General features: G+C 46.1%; 17 protein-coding genes. 10 read left to right on the forward strand and 7 right to left on the reverse strand.

The genetic code is table 11. The features are described 5' to 3' along the window. Window positions 1–50: 50 nt before the first annotated feature. The gene (locus P3C17_RS16840) at window positions 51–965 is read right to left on the reverse strand and encodes a LysR family transcriptional regulator (protein WP_300930520.1); all 915 of its coding nucleotides are present in this window, start codon (window positions 963–965) and stop codon (window positions 51–53) included. Window positions 966–1128: 163 nt separating this feature from the next. Between P3C17_RS16840 and P3C17_RS16845 the strand changes: the two genes are divergently transcribed. From P3C17_RS16845 to P3C17_RS16855, 3 genes are all read left to right on the forward strand, one after another. Then, window positions 1129–1578, forward strand: a complete 450-nt coding sequence (locus P3C17_RS16845; RefSeq protein ID WP_300930521.1) for a DoxX family protein — start codon at window positions 1129–1131, stop codon at window positions 1576–1578. 85 nt (window positions 1579–1663) lie between these two features. Further along, complete coding sequence (locus P3C17_RS16850; RefSeq protein WP_300930522.1) at window positions 1664–2356, forward strand: pirin family protein; 693 nt, start codon at window positions 1664–1666, stop codon at window positions 2354–2356. Between the two features lie 87 nt (window positions 2357–2443). Next, window positions 2444–3310, forward strand: coding sequence for an EamA family transporter (locus tag P3C17_RS16855; RefSeq protein ID WP_300930523.1), 867 nt, complete (start codon window positions 2444–2446; stop codon window positions 3308–3310). 10 nt (window positions 3311–3320) lie between these two features. Here the strand turns inward: P3C17_RS16855 and P3C17_RS16860 are convergent, their stop codons facing one another. Next, entirely contained in the window at window positions 3321–3707 is a 387-nt protein-coding gene (locus P3C17_RS16860) for a hypothetical protein (RefSeq protein ID WP_300930524.1), read from the reverse strand. 28 nt (window positions 3708–3735) lie between these two features. Further along, window positions 3736–4338 (reverse strand): DUF2799 domain-containing protein, encoded by a 603-nt coding sequence (locus P3C17_RS16865; protein ID WP_300930525.1) that lies wholly within the window; start codon window positions 4336–4338, stop codon window positions 3736–3738. Window positions 4339–4436: 98 nt separating this feature from the next. On the opposite strand from P3C17_RS16865, the gene P3C17_RS16870 reads away from it, so the two are divergent. After that, complete coding sequence (locus tag P3C17_RS16870) at window positions 4437–5105, forward strand: ACP phosphodiesterase (RefSeq protein ID WP_300930526.1); 669 nt, start codon at window positions 4437–4439, stop codon at window positions 5103–5105. Here P3C17_RS16870 and sixA read toward each other — a convergent pair. Together sixA and P3C17_RS16880 are read right to left on the reverse strand one after the other, a co-directional pair. Next, window positions 5063–5533 (reverse strand): phosphohistidine phosphatase SixA, encoded by a 471-nt coding sequence (gene sixA, locus P3C17_RS16875; RefSeq protein ID WP_300930527.1) that lies wholly within the window; start codon window positions 5531–5533, stop codon window positions 5063–5065. The two genes, P3C17_RS16870 and sixA, sit on opposite strands and share 43 nt — an antisense overlap. Before the next feature lie 6 nt (window positions 5534–5539). After that, window positions 5540–6112 carry a hypothetical protein gene (locus P3C17_RS16880; protein WP_300930528.1) on the reverse strand — a complete coding sequence of 191 codons (573 nt, stop codon included), beginning with the start codon at window positions 6110–6112 and terminating at the stop codon, window positions 5540–5542. Between the two features lie 153 nt (window positions 6113–6265). On the opposite strand from P3C17_RS16880, the gene P3C17_RS16885 reads away from it, so the two are divergent. The 6 genes from P3C17_RS16885 (at window position 6266) to P3C17_RS16910 (ending at window position 10256) form a co-directional block, all read left to right on the forward strand. Then, the gene (locus P3C17_RS16885) at window positions 6266–6658 is read left to right on the forward strand and encodes a ribonuclease E inhibitor RraB (protein WP_233079117.1); all 393 of its coding nucleotides are present in this window, start codon (window positions 6266–6268) and stop codon (window positions 6656–6658) included. A gap of 31 nt (window positions 6659–6689) precedes the next feature. Beyond that, the gene (locus tag P3C17_RS16890; RefSeq protein WP_008900266.1) at window positions 6690–7391 is read left to right on the forward strand and encodes a YebC/PmpR family DNA-binding transcriptional regulator; all 702 of its coding nucleotides are present in this window, start codon (window positions 6690–6692) and stop codon (window positions 7389–7391) included. Window positions 7392–7472: 81 nt separating this feature from the next. Then, the gene (gene yjjX, locus P3C17_RS16895) at window positions 7473–7982 is read left to right on the forward strand and encodes an inosine/xanthosine triphosphatase (RefSeq protein WP_300930529.1); all 510 of its coding nucleotides are present in this window, start codon (window positions 7473–7475) and stop codon (window positions 7980–7982) included. 86 nt (window positions 7983–8068) lie between these two features. Continuing rightward, window positions 8069–8617 (forward strand): NAD(P)H-dependent oxidoreductase, encoded by a 549-nt coding sequence (locus P3C17_RS16900; RefSeq protein ID WP_300930530.1) that lies wholly within the window; start codon window positions 8069–8071, stop codon window positions 8615–8617. Window positions 8618–8763: 146 nt separating this feature from the next. Next, window positions 8764–9786, forward strand: a complete 1023-nt coding sequence (locus tag P3C17_RS16905; protein ID WP_300930531.1) for a GGDEF domain-containing protein — start codon at window positions 8764–8766, stop codon at window positions 9784–9786. Between the two features lie 71 nt (window positions 9787–9857). Further along, window positions 9858–10256, forward strand: a complete 399-nt coding sequence (locus P3C17_RS16910) for a hypothetical protein (protein WP_233079113.1) — start codon at window positions 9858–9860, stop codon at window positions 10254–10256. On the opposite strand, the gene P3C17_RS16915 is transcribed toward P3C17_RS16910, so the two are convergent. Then, window positions 10257–10883 carry an excalibur calcium-binding domain-containing protein gene (locus P3C17_RS16915; RefSeq protein ID WP_300930532.1) on the reverse strand — a complete coding sequence of 209 codons (627 nt, stop codon included), beginning with the start codon at window positions 10881–10883 and terminating at the stop codon, window positions 10257–10259. It abuts the gene before it with no gap. A 116-nt stretch (window positions 10884–10999) separates the two neighbouring features. Then, entirely contained in the window at window positions 11000–12544 is a 1545-nt protein-coding gene (gene ahpF / locus P3C17_RS16920; protein WP_300930533.1) for an alkyl hydroperoxide reductase subunit F, read from the reverse strand. Between the last annotated feature and the right edge of the window lie 24 nt (window positions 12545–12568).

The following is a 12568-nucleotide window of genomic DNA, read 5'->3' on the forward strand; positions in this document are numbered from 1 at the left end:
GTGTTGTTAGTATCAGGCTACGTGCAAAACCACAACATGGCCCAGTTTGCTCAGGCGCCTGACCACACTTTTAGCCAGGGGTAATGGCTAAAAGCTTCACTAAACCATTGCAGTGCTTTGCCCTGACTTTGTTTTTGCCAGGCCAGATACAACATCGCCTTTTCGCGTGGAATGCTGGTTTTTTTGGCGATTAATAAACCTCTGGCTAATTCATCCTGAATTAAATGTTTTGGTAAAAAACCTACCCCTAACCCCTGCACCTGAGCGGCAATTTTTGCTTGCATTGAACTGACTCTGAGCACTCGTCTGGTGGTAAATAAACCTGAACTACGTTTAGGCGCATCCAAAGCCGAATCAGACACCACTATGGCCGTTTCCTGTTCCACATCAGCTAGATCAATTTGCCTGCTGATATTAGCCAATTCATGTTGTGGCGACAGCGCAAACACAAACTCTACTTCGCCAATAGGCACCAGTTCGTATTTTCCTTTGGGCATATCGGCCGATACCCCCAAAGCAATGTGAGCCCGACCAGTTTCCAAAGCCTCCCAACCACCACCTAACACTTCTTCACGCATACTGACTTCGGTCATTTTGCCAAGCGCCATAAATTCATGAATAAGGCTCAGCACCGGCGGATACGGCACTATGCTGTCTTTGGCAATCACAAACTGAGTTTCCCAGCCCGTGTCCACTTGCTTAATTGCATCCTGCAAGCGGCTGGCGGCCTGCAATAATTCACGGCCCTGTTGCAGCAGCAACTGGCCAGCTGCTGTCAGCTGTGCTTTTTGTTTGGAGCGATCAAACAGTTGTACTTCAAGGTCCGCTTCAAGTTTGGCTATGGTATAGCTTAAGGCTGAGGGCACTTTGTATAGGTGTTCAGCCGCTGCGGCAAAGCTACCTTTGCGATCGATAGCGTCCAGTGCACGCAAGGCGTCCAACGTCAGAATAGGATGATTAGCCATAGAACCTTTATTTTCATGTTCAAATATTTTGAATTATAAACTCAGTTTATTCCGCTTTTTTAAAAATACAAGCCGTTCTAAAGTACACACATCGGAACTGAAAAGCGGTTTAAAGCAGTCTGACAACCCTAATTAACGGTCAATTTATTTAAAGGTGAATACGATGAACAAAGCAACTTTACAGAAAATTTTTGGTACTAACGCAGGTTTTGGCGCTTTAGCTTTACGAGTACCGGTAGGTATTATTTTTGCTGCACACGGTGCTCAGAAATTATTTGGCTGGTTTGGTGGCTACGGCCTGGAAGGCACTGGCGGCTGGATGGAAAGCATAGGCCTGGCTCCTGGTGTACTGATGGCGTTTTTAGCAGGTGCAGCTGAGTTTTTTGGTGGTCTGGCATTAGTCTTTGGTGTACTGACCCGTCCTGCTGCAGTGACTTTAATTATCGCCATGTTAGTGGCCATCTTTAAAGTGCATTTTGCCAACGGCTTCTTTATGAGCACTAACGGCTACGAATTTGCCTTAGCCTTGTTAGCAGCCAGTGTTTCGCTGTTGTTCAGTGGCGCAGGTAAAGCCTCAGTGGATGCCATTATCGCGAAAAAACTGAACTCATAATTCCAACCAGGTGGCTCTCTCCGCAACAGAGAGAGCCTGTCCAAACTCAGCCCACCGGGCTGTAGCTTCAAGTACGAGGGATATCATGATTGAATTAAGACATTCTGCTGAGCGTGGCTCAGCCAATTTTGGCTGGTTGAAAAGCAAACACAGCTTCTCTTTTGGCCGTTATTACGACCCTGCTCACATGGGGTTTTCAGCTTTACGAGTGATAAACGATGACCAGGTAGATGCAGCCGCAGGCTTTGATACTCACGGCCATCAGGATATGGAAATCATTAGTTATGTGCTGGAAGGTCAAATTGCTCACAAAGATTCAGCCGGTAATGTGAAAACCTTACCAGCAGGAGAGTTTCAGCTGATGAGTGCAGGTAAAGGCATTTATCACAGCGAATTTAACGCCAGTGATAAAGACAACTTAAAGTTTTTGCAGATCTGGATCCAGCCGAATCAATTTGGTGGTGTACCAGGTTATCAGCAAAAAGACTTCAAAGCTGAACCTGGCTTAACGCTAGTGATATCGCCGGACGGTCGTGACGGTACGCTGCAAATTAAGCAGGATGCCTATTTATCACAACTGTTGTTGAGTGAACATGATGTGATTGAGTTACCAGTGAAAGCCAAACGTAACTTCTACCTGCATTTAATTACTGGCGAATTAGAGTTAAACGGCACAGCGATGCAACCAGGTGATGGTGCAAAAATCAGTAAAGAAACTGAACTGAAAGCCTTAGCCACTCAAGGTCCGGTTAAAGCCTTGTGGTTTGATTTACCTTAATCTGGATAGAGAAAGCAACCACTTGAATTGTCTGATGCTGCTGGCTAAAGTGGCTGCTTCTCACTCCTGTCCAAGAACGGCTATTGCATGCTTTTATCGTCCTACCGCTACTTTTATATGGCCGCTTTAGCCGCTGCTATGATGGGCACCATTGGTTTAATAGCGCGCTACAGTGCTGTTGATCCGGCCAGCCTGACCTTTTACCGCTTAGGTTTAGGCGCAGTGATTCTGGCTTTGTATTTAGCTGTTACAGGACAACTGCGCTTATTAGCAGGAAAACCTCCGGTGTTGGTACTGGTGAATGGCATTTTGCTGGCCAGTTTTATTTTGTGTTTTTTATCTGCAATCCAGACCATCTCTTTAACTCTGGCTATTTTGCTGGTGTATCTGGCCCCGGCATTGTCAGCCATTATTGCGCATTTTCTGTATGCAGAACGCTTAACCAGTCGCACTTTGTTATTGATCATGCTGGCTTTTTTTGGCTTTTTTATGCTGCAGGAATTTCAGTTCGACAGCCGCGTTGAGCAACAACAAGGTCTTTGGTATGCACTTGCATCCTTGATCACCTACACCGCCTTTATTTTACTCAATAAAAAAGTGCCTGATGCTGTGCCTCTGTATCACAAAAGTTTTTATCAGTTGCTGGTAGGCTCGCTGTGCGTTTTACCTTTGGTCGCCAATCAACCCTGGCCTGAAGCGGATCAATGGCTGTGGCTGGTGATTGCTGGATTATTTCCGGGATTCTTAGCTTTGGTGTTTGCCCTGCAAGCCATTCAACATTTACCTACCAGAGTGTTTGGAACTCTGGCTTATCTGGAACCTGTGGTGGTAATTATCGCTGCATGGCTGCTGTTTGCTGAGCCTATGTCTGTTTTGCAATGGCTTGGCGCGCTGCTGATTTTAGCTTCTGGTGTAGCTCAGTCCTGGTTGAGTCAGAGCCCGCAGCAAAGCTGATTAAATCAATCTAGGGAGCTACGTCCAGCGACACTCTGTTGCGTAAAATCACTTCTTCGCCCGGACTAAACAGGTTGGTGTTATGCAGGTACAACTCCAGCCTCATGCCAGGTGTGATACGTAAAGGCCGCTCCAGCACGTAACGTTTGGTACAAGGCAAACTAAGCAGTAGTTCGTCCTGAAGCCTAAGTTCTAACTGGCAATGGATGCCGTCAGGCAGCACTCCAGTCATGCTGTAGGCAATAAAATCTGTCTGTTTTTCAGGCCATTGGGGTTGATGAGGCAAGCGGCTGCGCTGGCCTGCGATCAACAGTTTTTCTGTGGTCCAGAGCAAATCCTGCGGTGCAGACAACACCAGCAAAGGCATACTCAATAACAAAGCACCAAAAAGCTTCATCTGTTGATCACCTTAGTCAGCCACCTTTTTAGCCATCCTGCTGGATCAACCCAAACTGAAATTCAGCTTGTTTCAAATCACGCTGTATCTGGCCTTGCATTTGGTTCAGCTCACGTAGCTGTTGCTGCAGATTACGGTTTTCATCCAGGAGTTTTTGTTTCTGCTGTTTGTCTTTTAGCACACTCAACTCTTTGCTGTTGTCGTCGATGCGTTGTTCCAATTGATCGATAGTGCCGGCATTTCGCTGCAAGGTTTTTTGTAAATTCAACAAGGCTGATTCAGCCTGATACCATTTACGTCCACGGTCATAACCTAAACGAAACTGCGGCTCTAAAGCACCGGTACAAACTTTGTTATAAGCACCACCACTTTGACCTAATTCCCGGCCTGCATCGTAAGTACAGTACAACATAACTCCTTCAGCGTGGCCTTGCTCATAGGCTTTAAAATCAGAACCTACCCCATGTTCAGCACATTCTTTTTGGTAGCTGCGAAATTTAGTGCTGGCAACCCCTTGCTGACCATCGATTTTGCCAATAGCAAACCAGTCTCCAATCTGACATTCCTGTGGACTGATGCTGCTACAGCCTGCAAGCGCTAGTGCAGCTATCAGTAAAACACCTTGCTTCATGCCACTTATCCCTTTGTATTTCTTTTCATTTTAAGACACCTACTTATAGCGGATTAGTTCAGCAAATACATCTTTTTTGCCTTAGACTAAACGCAGTTTTGCAGAAATCCCGTGGTGTAATGAATTATCTGGCGCATTTGCTGTTAGCACAACCCAACACAGATTCCCGTATTGGTAATTTATTGGGTGACTTTTACCATGGCACCCGGCTTGAGTTATTAAGCCCTGCAGTGGCCGCCGGTTTATACAATCACAGAGCTGTAGACTGGTTTACCGATCAACATCCACAAGTGCGTGCAGCCCGTTTGCTGTTTAGCTCGGAAGTACGGCGTTTTTCCCCTATAGCTTTGGATATGTTGTTTGATTTTTGCCTGATTAAACACTGGAAGCATTTTTTTGCTTCAGACTTTAATAGCTATAAAGCTCAGTTGTATCGCCAGTTGCAAAACGACTTGCCGCAGATGCCAGATGCTATGGCAAGAACCTTTAAAGCGGTCACTGAACAAGATTGGTTTGGTCGCTACGCACAACTTGAAGGTATTCAACAGGCGTTACGCCGCATGGCCTTACATGGCCGTTTTACTGCACGTTATGCCTCTATTGCGGATGAATTGCCAGAGCTTCAGGCAGAAACAGAAGCAGTGTTCCTTGAATTTTTCCCGCAGTTACAAAACTTTATTCAACACGCTGCCATAGAACAGCAGCCGCTTATAGCCTTTGAACGTTACAGTAAAGCCACAGGCAAAGACCAGAGCAATACCGCCTGATCAGGCCTCAGATCAAGAGCTGTAATGGACGCCTTTTTAATAAAAAAATTGTCTGCATTGGTATTCAATAACAGCGCCAGTAAAGCAGAAATATCAGGTTCATGGCCGACACAGCAGACAGACTCAACCCCTTGCTTGAGCAACTCAGTTAAAGCCTTGCGCTGCACTTCTGGCAGAGTATCAATAATCAGCCAGGCTTGTTTTTGTGGGGCTGGCCAATCGGCATGCTGATGCAATAGCAGCGCTGTTTGTTCAGCCCGATTTAAAGGACTGGTCAACAGCAGTTGTGGTTCTAACTGTTGTTTTTTACAAAAATCCGCCAGCTTTTGGCTTTGTTTAATGCCTTTATCCACCAAATCACGGCTTGGATCAGGAATACCCAATGCTCTGTCCTGTGCCGTAGCATGACGCACCAAATACAGCAGCATCAGGCCTTACTTCGCTTGAGGTGCAAAATCTGCACTTTCAAAATAAAGTTGTTCTGCGTCTTTGCCTTTGGCCTGATAAAGAATTTCATCTACAGCACCTTCCCCTGTAATAGCCCTCACCAATAACTCGCCTTGCGGAAGAGGAAGACGATAAAGCCCGTCTTGCTCTGCCACTGCGCCCACAGCTTTATCCAGCAGTTTTTGCTGCACCAGCACTGTTACAGTGCCAAGATCTTTACCACCTCGTTCAAAATGCCCCAGATAGACTTGTGCATTAAAGGTTTTTAGCTTGCCCTGCTGTAAATCCTTGAGTGCAAAAGGCTGTGGTTCCAGTGTGACTAAGCTTTTTGCTGTTAGCGCCTGCAGGACTTGATCTGGCAGTTCGCCGCTCACCTGAAGCACAATCTGATGGGCATGTATGCCTGTTGGAAAAGGCAAATGGGAGGCAATTAACTGATCTTCCACCTGTAATAACACCATGCCATGGATGCCATGACTGGCATGCAGACAAGCCCAAAGCGGTGCGCTGATACAACACAACATAAGCCAAAGTGCTTTCACAGTGAGAGCCTCATTCATTCTGATAGTCCTGAGTCTGCAACTATCCGTGACATGGGTCAAGTTCAATACCAGATTGCCATACCAATCAGCCAGAGAATATTGCTATAATCCGGCCACTTGCCGCGCCGGGCTTACCGGGTCGGCCTATTAAACTGATGTGGAGAGCGGACCATGCAATTTCCTGATGACGGCAATGGCGATATGCTGCGTGCCTTAATGGACGCCGGAATAGATTTAAGCCAGCCTCTGGCCATCGATTTTTATCTGGTGTTTAAAAACAAAGACTATGCAGAAAAGGCGATGGCCGCTTTAGTAGCGTCAGAGCTGCAAGGTGAAGTAGAACTGCACTTCAACGATCTGGAACAGTGGGAGCTGATTGTCAGTCAGACCATGGTACCAGAGCATGCTGCAGTGACTACACGTGAAGCTGAACTGGATAAATTTGCCAAGAAATTTGGTGGTCACAACGACGGTTGGGGCGTGATGCAACATCAGGACGGCGATGACGATTTTGATGATGAACATGGCGACGACTGTGAGCCTGACTGCGGTCACCAGCATTAATTTTTACTGATACAGATACGAGAGAGAAGCAATGGGCGCTCAATGGAAAGTTAAACATAAAGCCGACGCCTCGGCTGCCAAAGGCCGTATTTTTACTAAATTAGCCAAAGAAATTATGGTTGCAGCCCGTAACGGTGCTGACCCTGATATGAACTCTAAATTACGTGTTGCCGTAGAAGCCGCCAAAAAAGCTTCAATGCCACGTGAGACCTTAGAACGTGCCATTAAAAAAGGCGCAGGTTTACTGGACGGCCCGGCCAACTATGAAACCGTCGTTTATGAAGGTTTTGCCCCACATCAGGTGCCTGTGATTGTTGAATGTTTAACAGACAACAAAAACCGCTCAGCCCAGAGTATCCGTGTGCTGTTCCGTAAAGGTCAACTGGGCGGTTCAGGTTCAGTCTCATGGGACTTCAAATACTTAGGCGAAATTGTTGCTCATGCTGTGACACCGGATGCCGATTTAGAAGTAGCAGCCATTGAAGCTGGTGCACAGGATTTTGAAGAAGGTGAAGAAGGCGATAGCGTGTTTCTGACTGAACCTACTGATCTGGATGCAGTCAGCAAAGCCTTACCTGCTTTTGGTTTTAACGTCACCTCAGCCAAGCTGGTGTATCGTCCAAATAACCCTGTGACTTTAGATGACGCAGCCCGCGCTGAAGTGGAAGCCTTTTTGGAAGCCATTGACGCCGACGATGACGTACAACACGTCTATGTGGGTTTAGCAGGTTAATACTGCTCACTGATAATGAAGGCGGCTGTGGCCGCCTTTACTTTTTCTGAAATTCGAAATGTCTGATCAACAGGTGTTGTGATGTTAATGATTCAAGTAGCCTCAGCTAATCCGGCAAAAATCAAAGCCGTGGCCTCTGCTTTTGCTGAACTATTTCCAGATGAAACTTTGGATGTGCAAGGTGTAGCTGTGCCCAGTGGCGTTGCAGCTCAGCCGATGAGCAGCGATGAAACCTTATTGGGGGCCATGAACAGAGTGGCTGAATTGGCCAGCTTCAGCGCAGATTTTCGTGTGGCTATAGAAGCAGGTTTAGATGGAGATTTCACCTTCGCCTGGATGGTGATTGAACATCAGGGCAAAATCGGTAAAGCCCGTTCAGCCAGTTTAATGTTACCCCCTGCGGCTTTGGCACAACTTAAAGCAGGTAAAGAGCTGGGCGATGTGATGGATACTATGTTTGAGCAAAACAATATCAAACAAAAAGGCGGTGCTATTGCCCTGCTGACTCACAACAAACTCAGCCGCAGTTCGGTGTATCACCAGGCTTTAATTCTGGCAATGATCCCGTTTTTAAATCCCGATTTATTCTGACTGGCGTAAAACAAAGAATTAAGGTTGTCATTCATTCACTTCAGACTTAGTGTAGAGAGCCCATCATTTACCTAAGGGAATATTACATGTCTGAATTAAAAGTACTGGCACTTTGCGGCAGCTTAAGAGCCAAATCGACCAATAAAGCATTGGTAGAGTATGCGATAGCCCATGCCCCTGAAGGCATGCAAATTGAACTGGCGGATTTATCTGATCTGCCTTTTTATAATGCCGACCTTCCTGCTAAACCTGCAGCAGTAGAACGCCTGCTGGCTCAATTTGCTAAAGCTGATGCTTTGCTGCTGGCCTGCCCTGAATACAACTACTCTATTGCCCCAGCGCTGAAAAACGCTCTGGATTGGGTTTCCCGTGAACCAAACAATGAGTTAATGGCGGGTAAAGTAGCAGCTATTATGGGCTCAGGTGGTGGTATGGGTACGTCTCGTGCTCAGTATCATTTGCGTCAGGTTTGTGTATTTTTAGATCTACATCTGGTGAATAAGCCTGAAGTCTTCTGTAACGCTTTTGCCAATACCTTCGATAGCGACGGCAAACTGACCGATGAGCGTATTCAAAGCCTGATAGTGCAGCAATTGGCTGCCTTACAAGAGTTGGCGTTACGTTTTAAAAAATAAAGACTTAGCAATAACTTACTCTGGTACAAAGCAGATAAAACAAGACTGTTGTGTTCATCTGCTTTCTTTGTCAGAGTATGGCTCAGAATAAGAAATTAGATGGTTGGACACAGCCATTGCCAACTTGCCAAGGACAGAGGTAAAGCTTGTTACAGCGCTTAAAAGACAATTTCCATCTGTCGATGATTACTTTGGTTGGCGTAATTGCCAGCTGTACTTTATTGCCTTACGCTTTATACCGTTTGGCAACAGGCAGCTATTTGGTCGGTATAGTCGACATGCTGATGATAGCCGTCAGTACAGTTTCTGTCTGGATGGCGTGGCGAACCGGAGATACTGAAAAACCGGGCTTTCTGATGGCCGCCGTATTTTGTTTTGGTGCTGTGCTGGTATGCATGAAGCTCGGGCAGGATGTGCTGTTCTGGATTTACCCTTTGATGGTGTTCATCTTCTTTTTAGTCGCTCCGATCAAAGCTTTACTCTTACTGTTGCTCATGGTCAGCGCTATTGTGTCGCTGCATTTTGCCGAGCAATCCAGTATTTTTAATAATGGTTTTCAGCTGTTGGCTTTTATTACCACTACCTTAATCACCAGTATTTTTGCTTATATTTTTGCCTATCGCACTCACTTACAACGACAGGAATTGCGGCATTTAGCCACCACAGATCCACTGACAGGCGCAGCAACCCGCCACTCTTTGACCGACGAACTGACAGCAGCTATTGAGCAATACCAGCAGAAAAACAGTGTCAGCGGTTTAATGCTGTTGGATTTAGACCATTTTAAGCGTATCAACGATAACTTTGGTCACCAGTCCGGCGATCAAATTCTGAGCCAACTGGTGCCTTTATTAAAACAAATGATCCGCCAGCAAGATTCGGTGTTTCGTTACGGCGGAGAAGAATTTGTACTGCTGATCAAAGAGATTCAGCTTGCTGATTTACATCGTTTAGCGGAAAAAATCCGTCATGCGGTCTGGCATCAGCTGGCGTTACCTGACGGTTCAGCACTGACGACCTCTATTGGCATTGCCACAGTGCAACAGGCTACCGACTGGGAAAGTTGGTTACAACAGGCTGATGTGGCTTTGTATCAAGCTAAACATCAGGGCCGTAATCAGGTGGTGATCGCCACTGGTCCTGAAGTGCACAAAAGCAACCCGTCTTAGACTTAAGTCGAAGCGCCATTTATCAGCTAATACTTTAAGCTGGTTTTATTTATTCTGTGCAGGTGCCTTTTATGTTGTCTTTTATTATCAGCCGTTTTTTTGCTTTTCAAATTCTGGTGCTGCTGGTTCTGGCTTTAGCCAATTACTTTTCAGCCATTAAACTTGGATTTATTCAGGATGTTGTGTTGTTGCCAGCCCTGACTATTTTTCTGGTCTATCAATACTGTAAAAAACAAAATGCTTTTTTAACAACAGAGCAAAGTCAGAAGGTGGTTTACGCTCTGATTTTAAGTGATGCATTGATCCAGGCTGTCCTTACCTTCAGCAGCCCACAAGGTATTATTGCTGCACAGCACTTTACCAATGCAGCTTTAACTTATGCAGCAGTGATGGTGTTCCATAGCCTGATGATTTATTTCGCTGTGGGATACAGCAAAAGCTTATTTGAAAAACGCCAGGCTGTGAGCTGACTAAAAGCGCCTGTGGCCACAATGCTGGCGTTCACATGGAATGCCATCGTTGTCGCCATCAATCAACACATCAGGGCAATTTTTTAAATAAAACTTAGCCTCGTCACAAGACACCATTTCTGAACAATGTTGCTTGCCTTCACATTGAAACTGCTCGTCCTGTTGATTTTGTATAGGTGGCCACACCGGACTGTCTAACACCGGGCGGTCTGATAGTGCGGTTGCATGCTGTAACTCTTCTGTTTCGCCCTGATCCATCCCGGTTTGCACAGGAAATTCTGTCTGAGCACTGAATAAATGTACCGACTGAGAACCCAACCAGATCAGAACAGAGAACACCAGTACGACGGAGAATAACTGCTGGAATGGCAGAGTGGAGAGCGCGGGCTTTTTTAGTTCAGGAGCCGGAGCAAAATGCTGGCCTGCTTTGTATGCAGAAACAGCCTTGGTTTTGCCCTCTGGGTCTATTTCAATCTGAAAAAAAATCTGGTCGCCATTTTTTAGCTGATCCGGTTTTTTGCGAAAGCCAGCACTGCTGATGCGAATATCCGGTCCTGCTTTGTCCTGTTGCAAAAAACCAGTACCTCTTGCAGGATCCCAGTCCTTTAACTTTCCCTGATGTAACATGTCAACGTCCTGTTGTTACTATTTTAAAAACACCTTATTTAACCTAAATCGCTTTTATTTTACAAGCATAAAAAAAGGCCACCTTTTTATCGGCGGCCTTTAAGCAAAGTGAGCTGTTAGTTACGGATCAGGTAATCAAAAGCACCTAAAGCCGCTGTTGCACCACTGCCCATCGCAATAATAATTTGCTTGAACGGTGTGTTCGTTGCGTCACCTGCTGCAAACACGCCTTTTAATGACGTCTGGCCGTGGCTGTCGACAATAATTTCGCCACGCGGCGTTAATTCCACAGCACCACGTAACCACTCGGTATTTGGCACCAAACCAATTTGTACAAAGATACCGGCCAGTTCCACAGTTTTGCTTTCGCCATTGCTACGGTCTGTGTACTGCAAGCCAACCACCCGCTGACCATCACCCAGCACTTCTGTAGTTTGTGCTTGCGTGATAATAGTGATGTTACCCATAGACTGCGCTTTTTTGATCAGCACTGCGTCTGCCCGCAAGGTGCTGTCAAATTCCAGCACTGTGACATGCTGCACTATGCCTGCTAAGTCGATAGCTGCTTCAATACCAGAGTTACCACCACCTATGACTGCAACTTTTTTGCCTTTAAATAAAGGACCATCACAGTGCGGGCAGTAGGCCACGCCTTTACCACGGTATTCTTTTTCACCAGGTACGTTCATCTCTCTCCAGCGAGCGCCTGGGGATAACACTATGCTTTTACTTTTCAGCACGGCGCCGTTTTCAAGCGTGATTTCAAACAAGTCGTTTTTGCCCAGCTTCACGGCTTTTTGGCTATTCATAATGTCTACTTCGTATTGACGAACGTGAGACTCTAAGTTAGCCACCAGTTTTGGGCCTTCAGTTTCTTTGACAGAAATAAAGTTCTCGATACCTACTGTGTCCGCAACCTGACCTCCAAAACGCTCAGCCACAATACCAGTGTTTAAGCCTTTACGGGCTGCATAAATAGCAGCTGCAGAACCAGCAGGGCCACCACCCACAATCAGCATGTCGAAGTTGTCTTTGCTCTTCAGCGCTTCAGCCTGACGAGAGGCAGCACCGCTGTCGACTTTGTTCAGAATATTGGTCAGGGTAATAGCGCCCTGAGAGAACTGCTGGCCATTTAAATAGACTGTAGGTACGGCCATGATGTTACGTTTGCTGACTTCATCAGGGAACACAGCACCGTCAATCATAGTAGTTTTAATATTCGGGTTTACCGCCGCCATTAAATTCAGCGCCTGTACTACTTCAGGACAGGTCTGACAGCTTAACGACACAAAAACTTCAAAGTTAAATTCACCCTGCAATGCAGCAATTTGCTCCAGTACAGCAGCTTCTTCTTTAATGGTGTGGCCACCTGAATGCAATAAAGCCAGCACCAATGAAGTGAACTCGTGGCCCATAGGCACACCAGCAAAACGAATTTGAGTGTTCTTCGCAGTAGAGCGCACCAGCATAGATGGCTTTAATACTGCAGGGTCTGTCTCATCTTTTAAATGGATCAGAGAACTTAAGCTGGCGATATCTTCGGCCAGACTTTTTAACTCGGCTGCTTTATCGCTGCCGTCTAACGCAACTACCAGCTCCACCGGGCTTTTCAGGTTTTGCAAATAGGTTTTTAATTGGTTCTTTAAATTGGTATCTAACATATTTGGCCCCTTAGTTACAGCCAC

It is taken from the genome of Rheinheimera sp. 1928-s, assembly GCF_029269265.1.
In the GTDB taxonomy this organism is placed as follows: domain Bacteria; phylum Pseudomonadota; class Gammaproteobacteria; order Enterobacterales; family Alteromonadaceae; genus Pararheinheimera.

Excerpts from the sequence above, each read along its gene's own strand:
- P3C17_RS16840 (WP_300930520.1), bottom strand. The coding sequence starts at position 965 with ATGGCTAATCATCCTATTCTGACGTTGGACGCCTTGCGTGCACTGGAC.
- P3C17_RS16845 (WP_300930521.1), top strand. The coding sequence starts at position 1,129 with ATGAACAAAGCAACTTTACAGAAAATTTTTGGTACTAACGCAGGTTTT.
- P3C17_RS16850 (WP_300930522.1), top strand. The coding sequence starts at position 1,664 with ATGATTGAATTAAGACATTCTGCTGAGCGTGGCTCAGCCAATTTTGGC.
- P3C17_RS16855 (WP_300930523.1), top strand. The coding sequence starts at position 2,444 with ATGCTTTTATCGTCCTACCGCTACTTTTATATGGCCGCTTTAGCCGCT.
- P3C17_RS16860 (WP_300930524.1), bottom strand. The coding sequence starts at position 3,707 with ATGAAGCTTTTTGGTGCTTTGTTATTGAGTATGCCTTTGCTGGTGTTG.
- P3C17_RS16865 (WP_300930525.1), bottom strand. The coding sequence starts at position 4,338 with ATGAAGCAAGGTGTTTTACTGATAGCTGCACTAGCGCTTGCAGGCTGT.
- sixA (WP_300930527.1), bottom strand. The coding sequence starts at position 5,533 with ATGCTGCTGTATTTGGTGCGTCATGCTACGGCACAGGACAGAGCATTG.
- P3C17_RS16880 (WP_300930528.1), bottom strand. The coding sequence starts at position 6,112 with ATGAATGAGGCTCTCACTGTGAAAGCACTTTGGCTTATGTTGTGTTGT.
- P3C17_RS16885 (WP_233079117.1), top strand. The coding sequence starts at position 6,266 with ATGCAATTTCCTGATGACGGCAATGGCGATATGCTGCGTGCCTTAATG.
- P3C17_RS16890 (WP_008900266.1), top strand. The coding sequence starts at position 6,690 with ATGGGCGCTCAATGGAAAGTTAAACATAAAGCCGACGCCTCGGCTGCC.
- yjjX (WP_300930529.1), top strand. The coding sequence starts at position 7,473 with ATGTTAATGATTCAAGTAGCCTCAGCTAATCCGGCAAAAATCAAAGCC.
- P3C17_RS16900 (WP_300930530.1), top strand. The coding sequence starts at position 8,069 with ATGTCTGAATTAAAAGTACTGGCACTTTGCGGCAGCTTAAGAGCCAAA.
- P3C17_RS16910 (WP_233079113.1), top strand. The coding sequence starts at position 9,858 with ATGTTGTCTTTTATTATCAGCCGTTTTTTTGCTTTTCAAATTCTGGTG.
- P3C17_RS16915 (WP_300930532.1), bottom strand. The coding sequence starts at position 10,883 with ATGTTACATCAGGGAAAGTTAAAGGACTGGGATCCTGCAAGAGGTACT.
- ahpF (WP_300930533.1), bottom strand. The coding sequence starts at position 12,544 with ATGTTAGATACCAATTTAAAGAACCAATTAAAAACCTATTTGCAAAAC.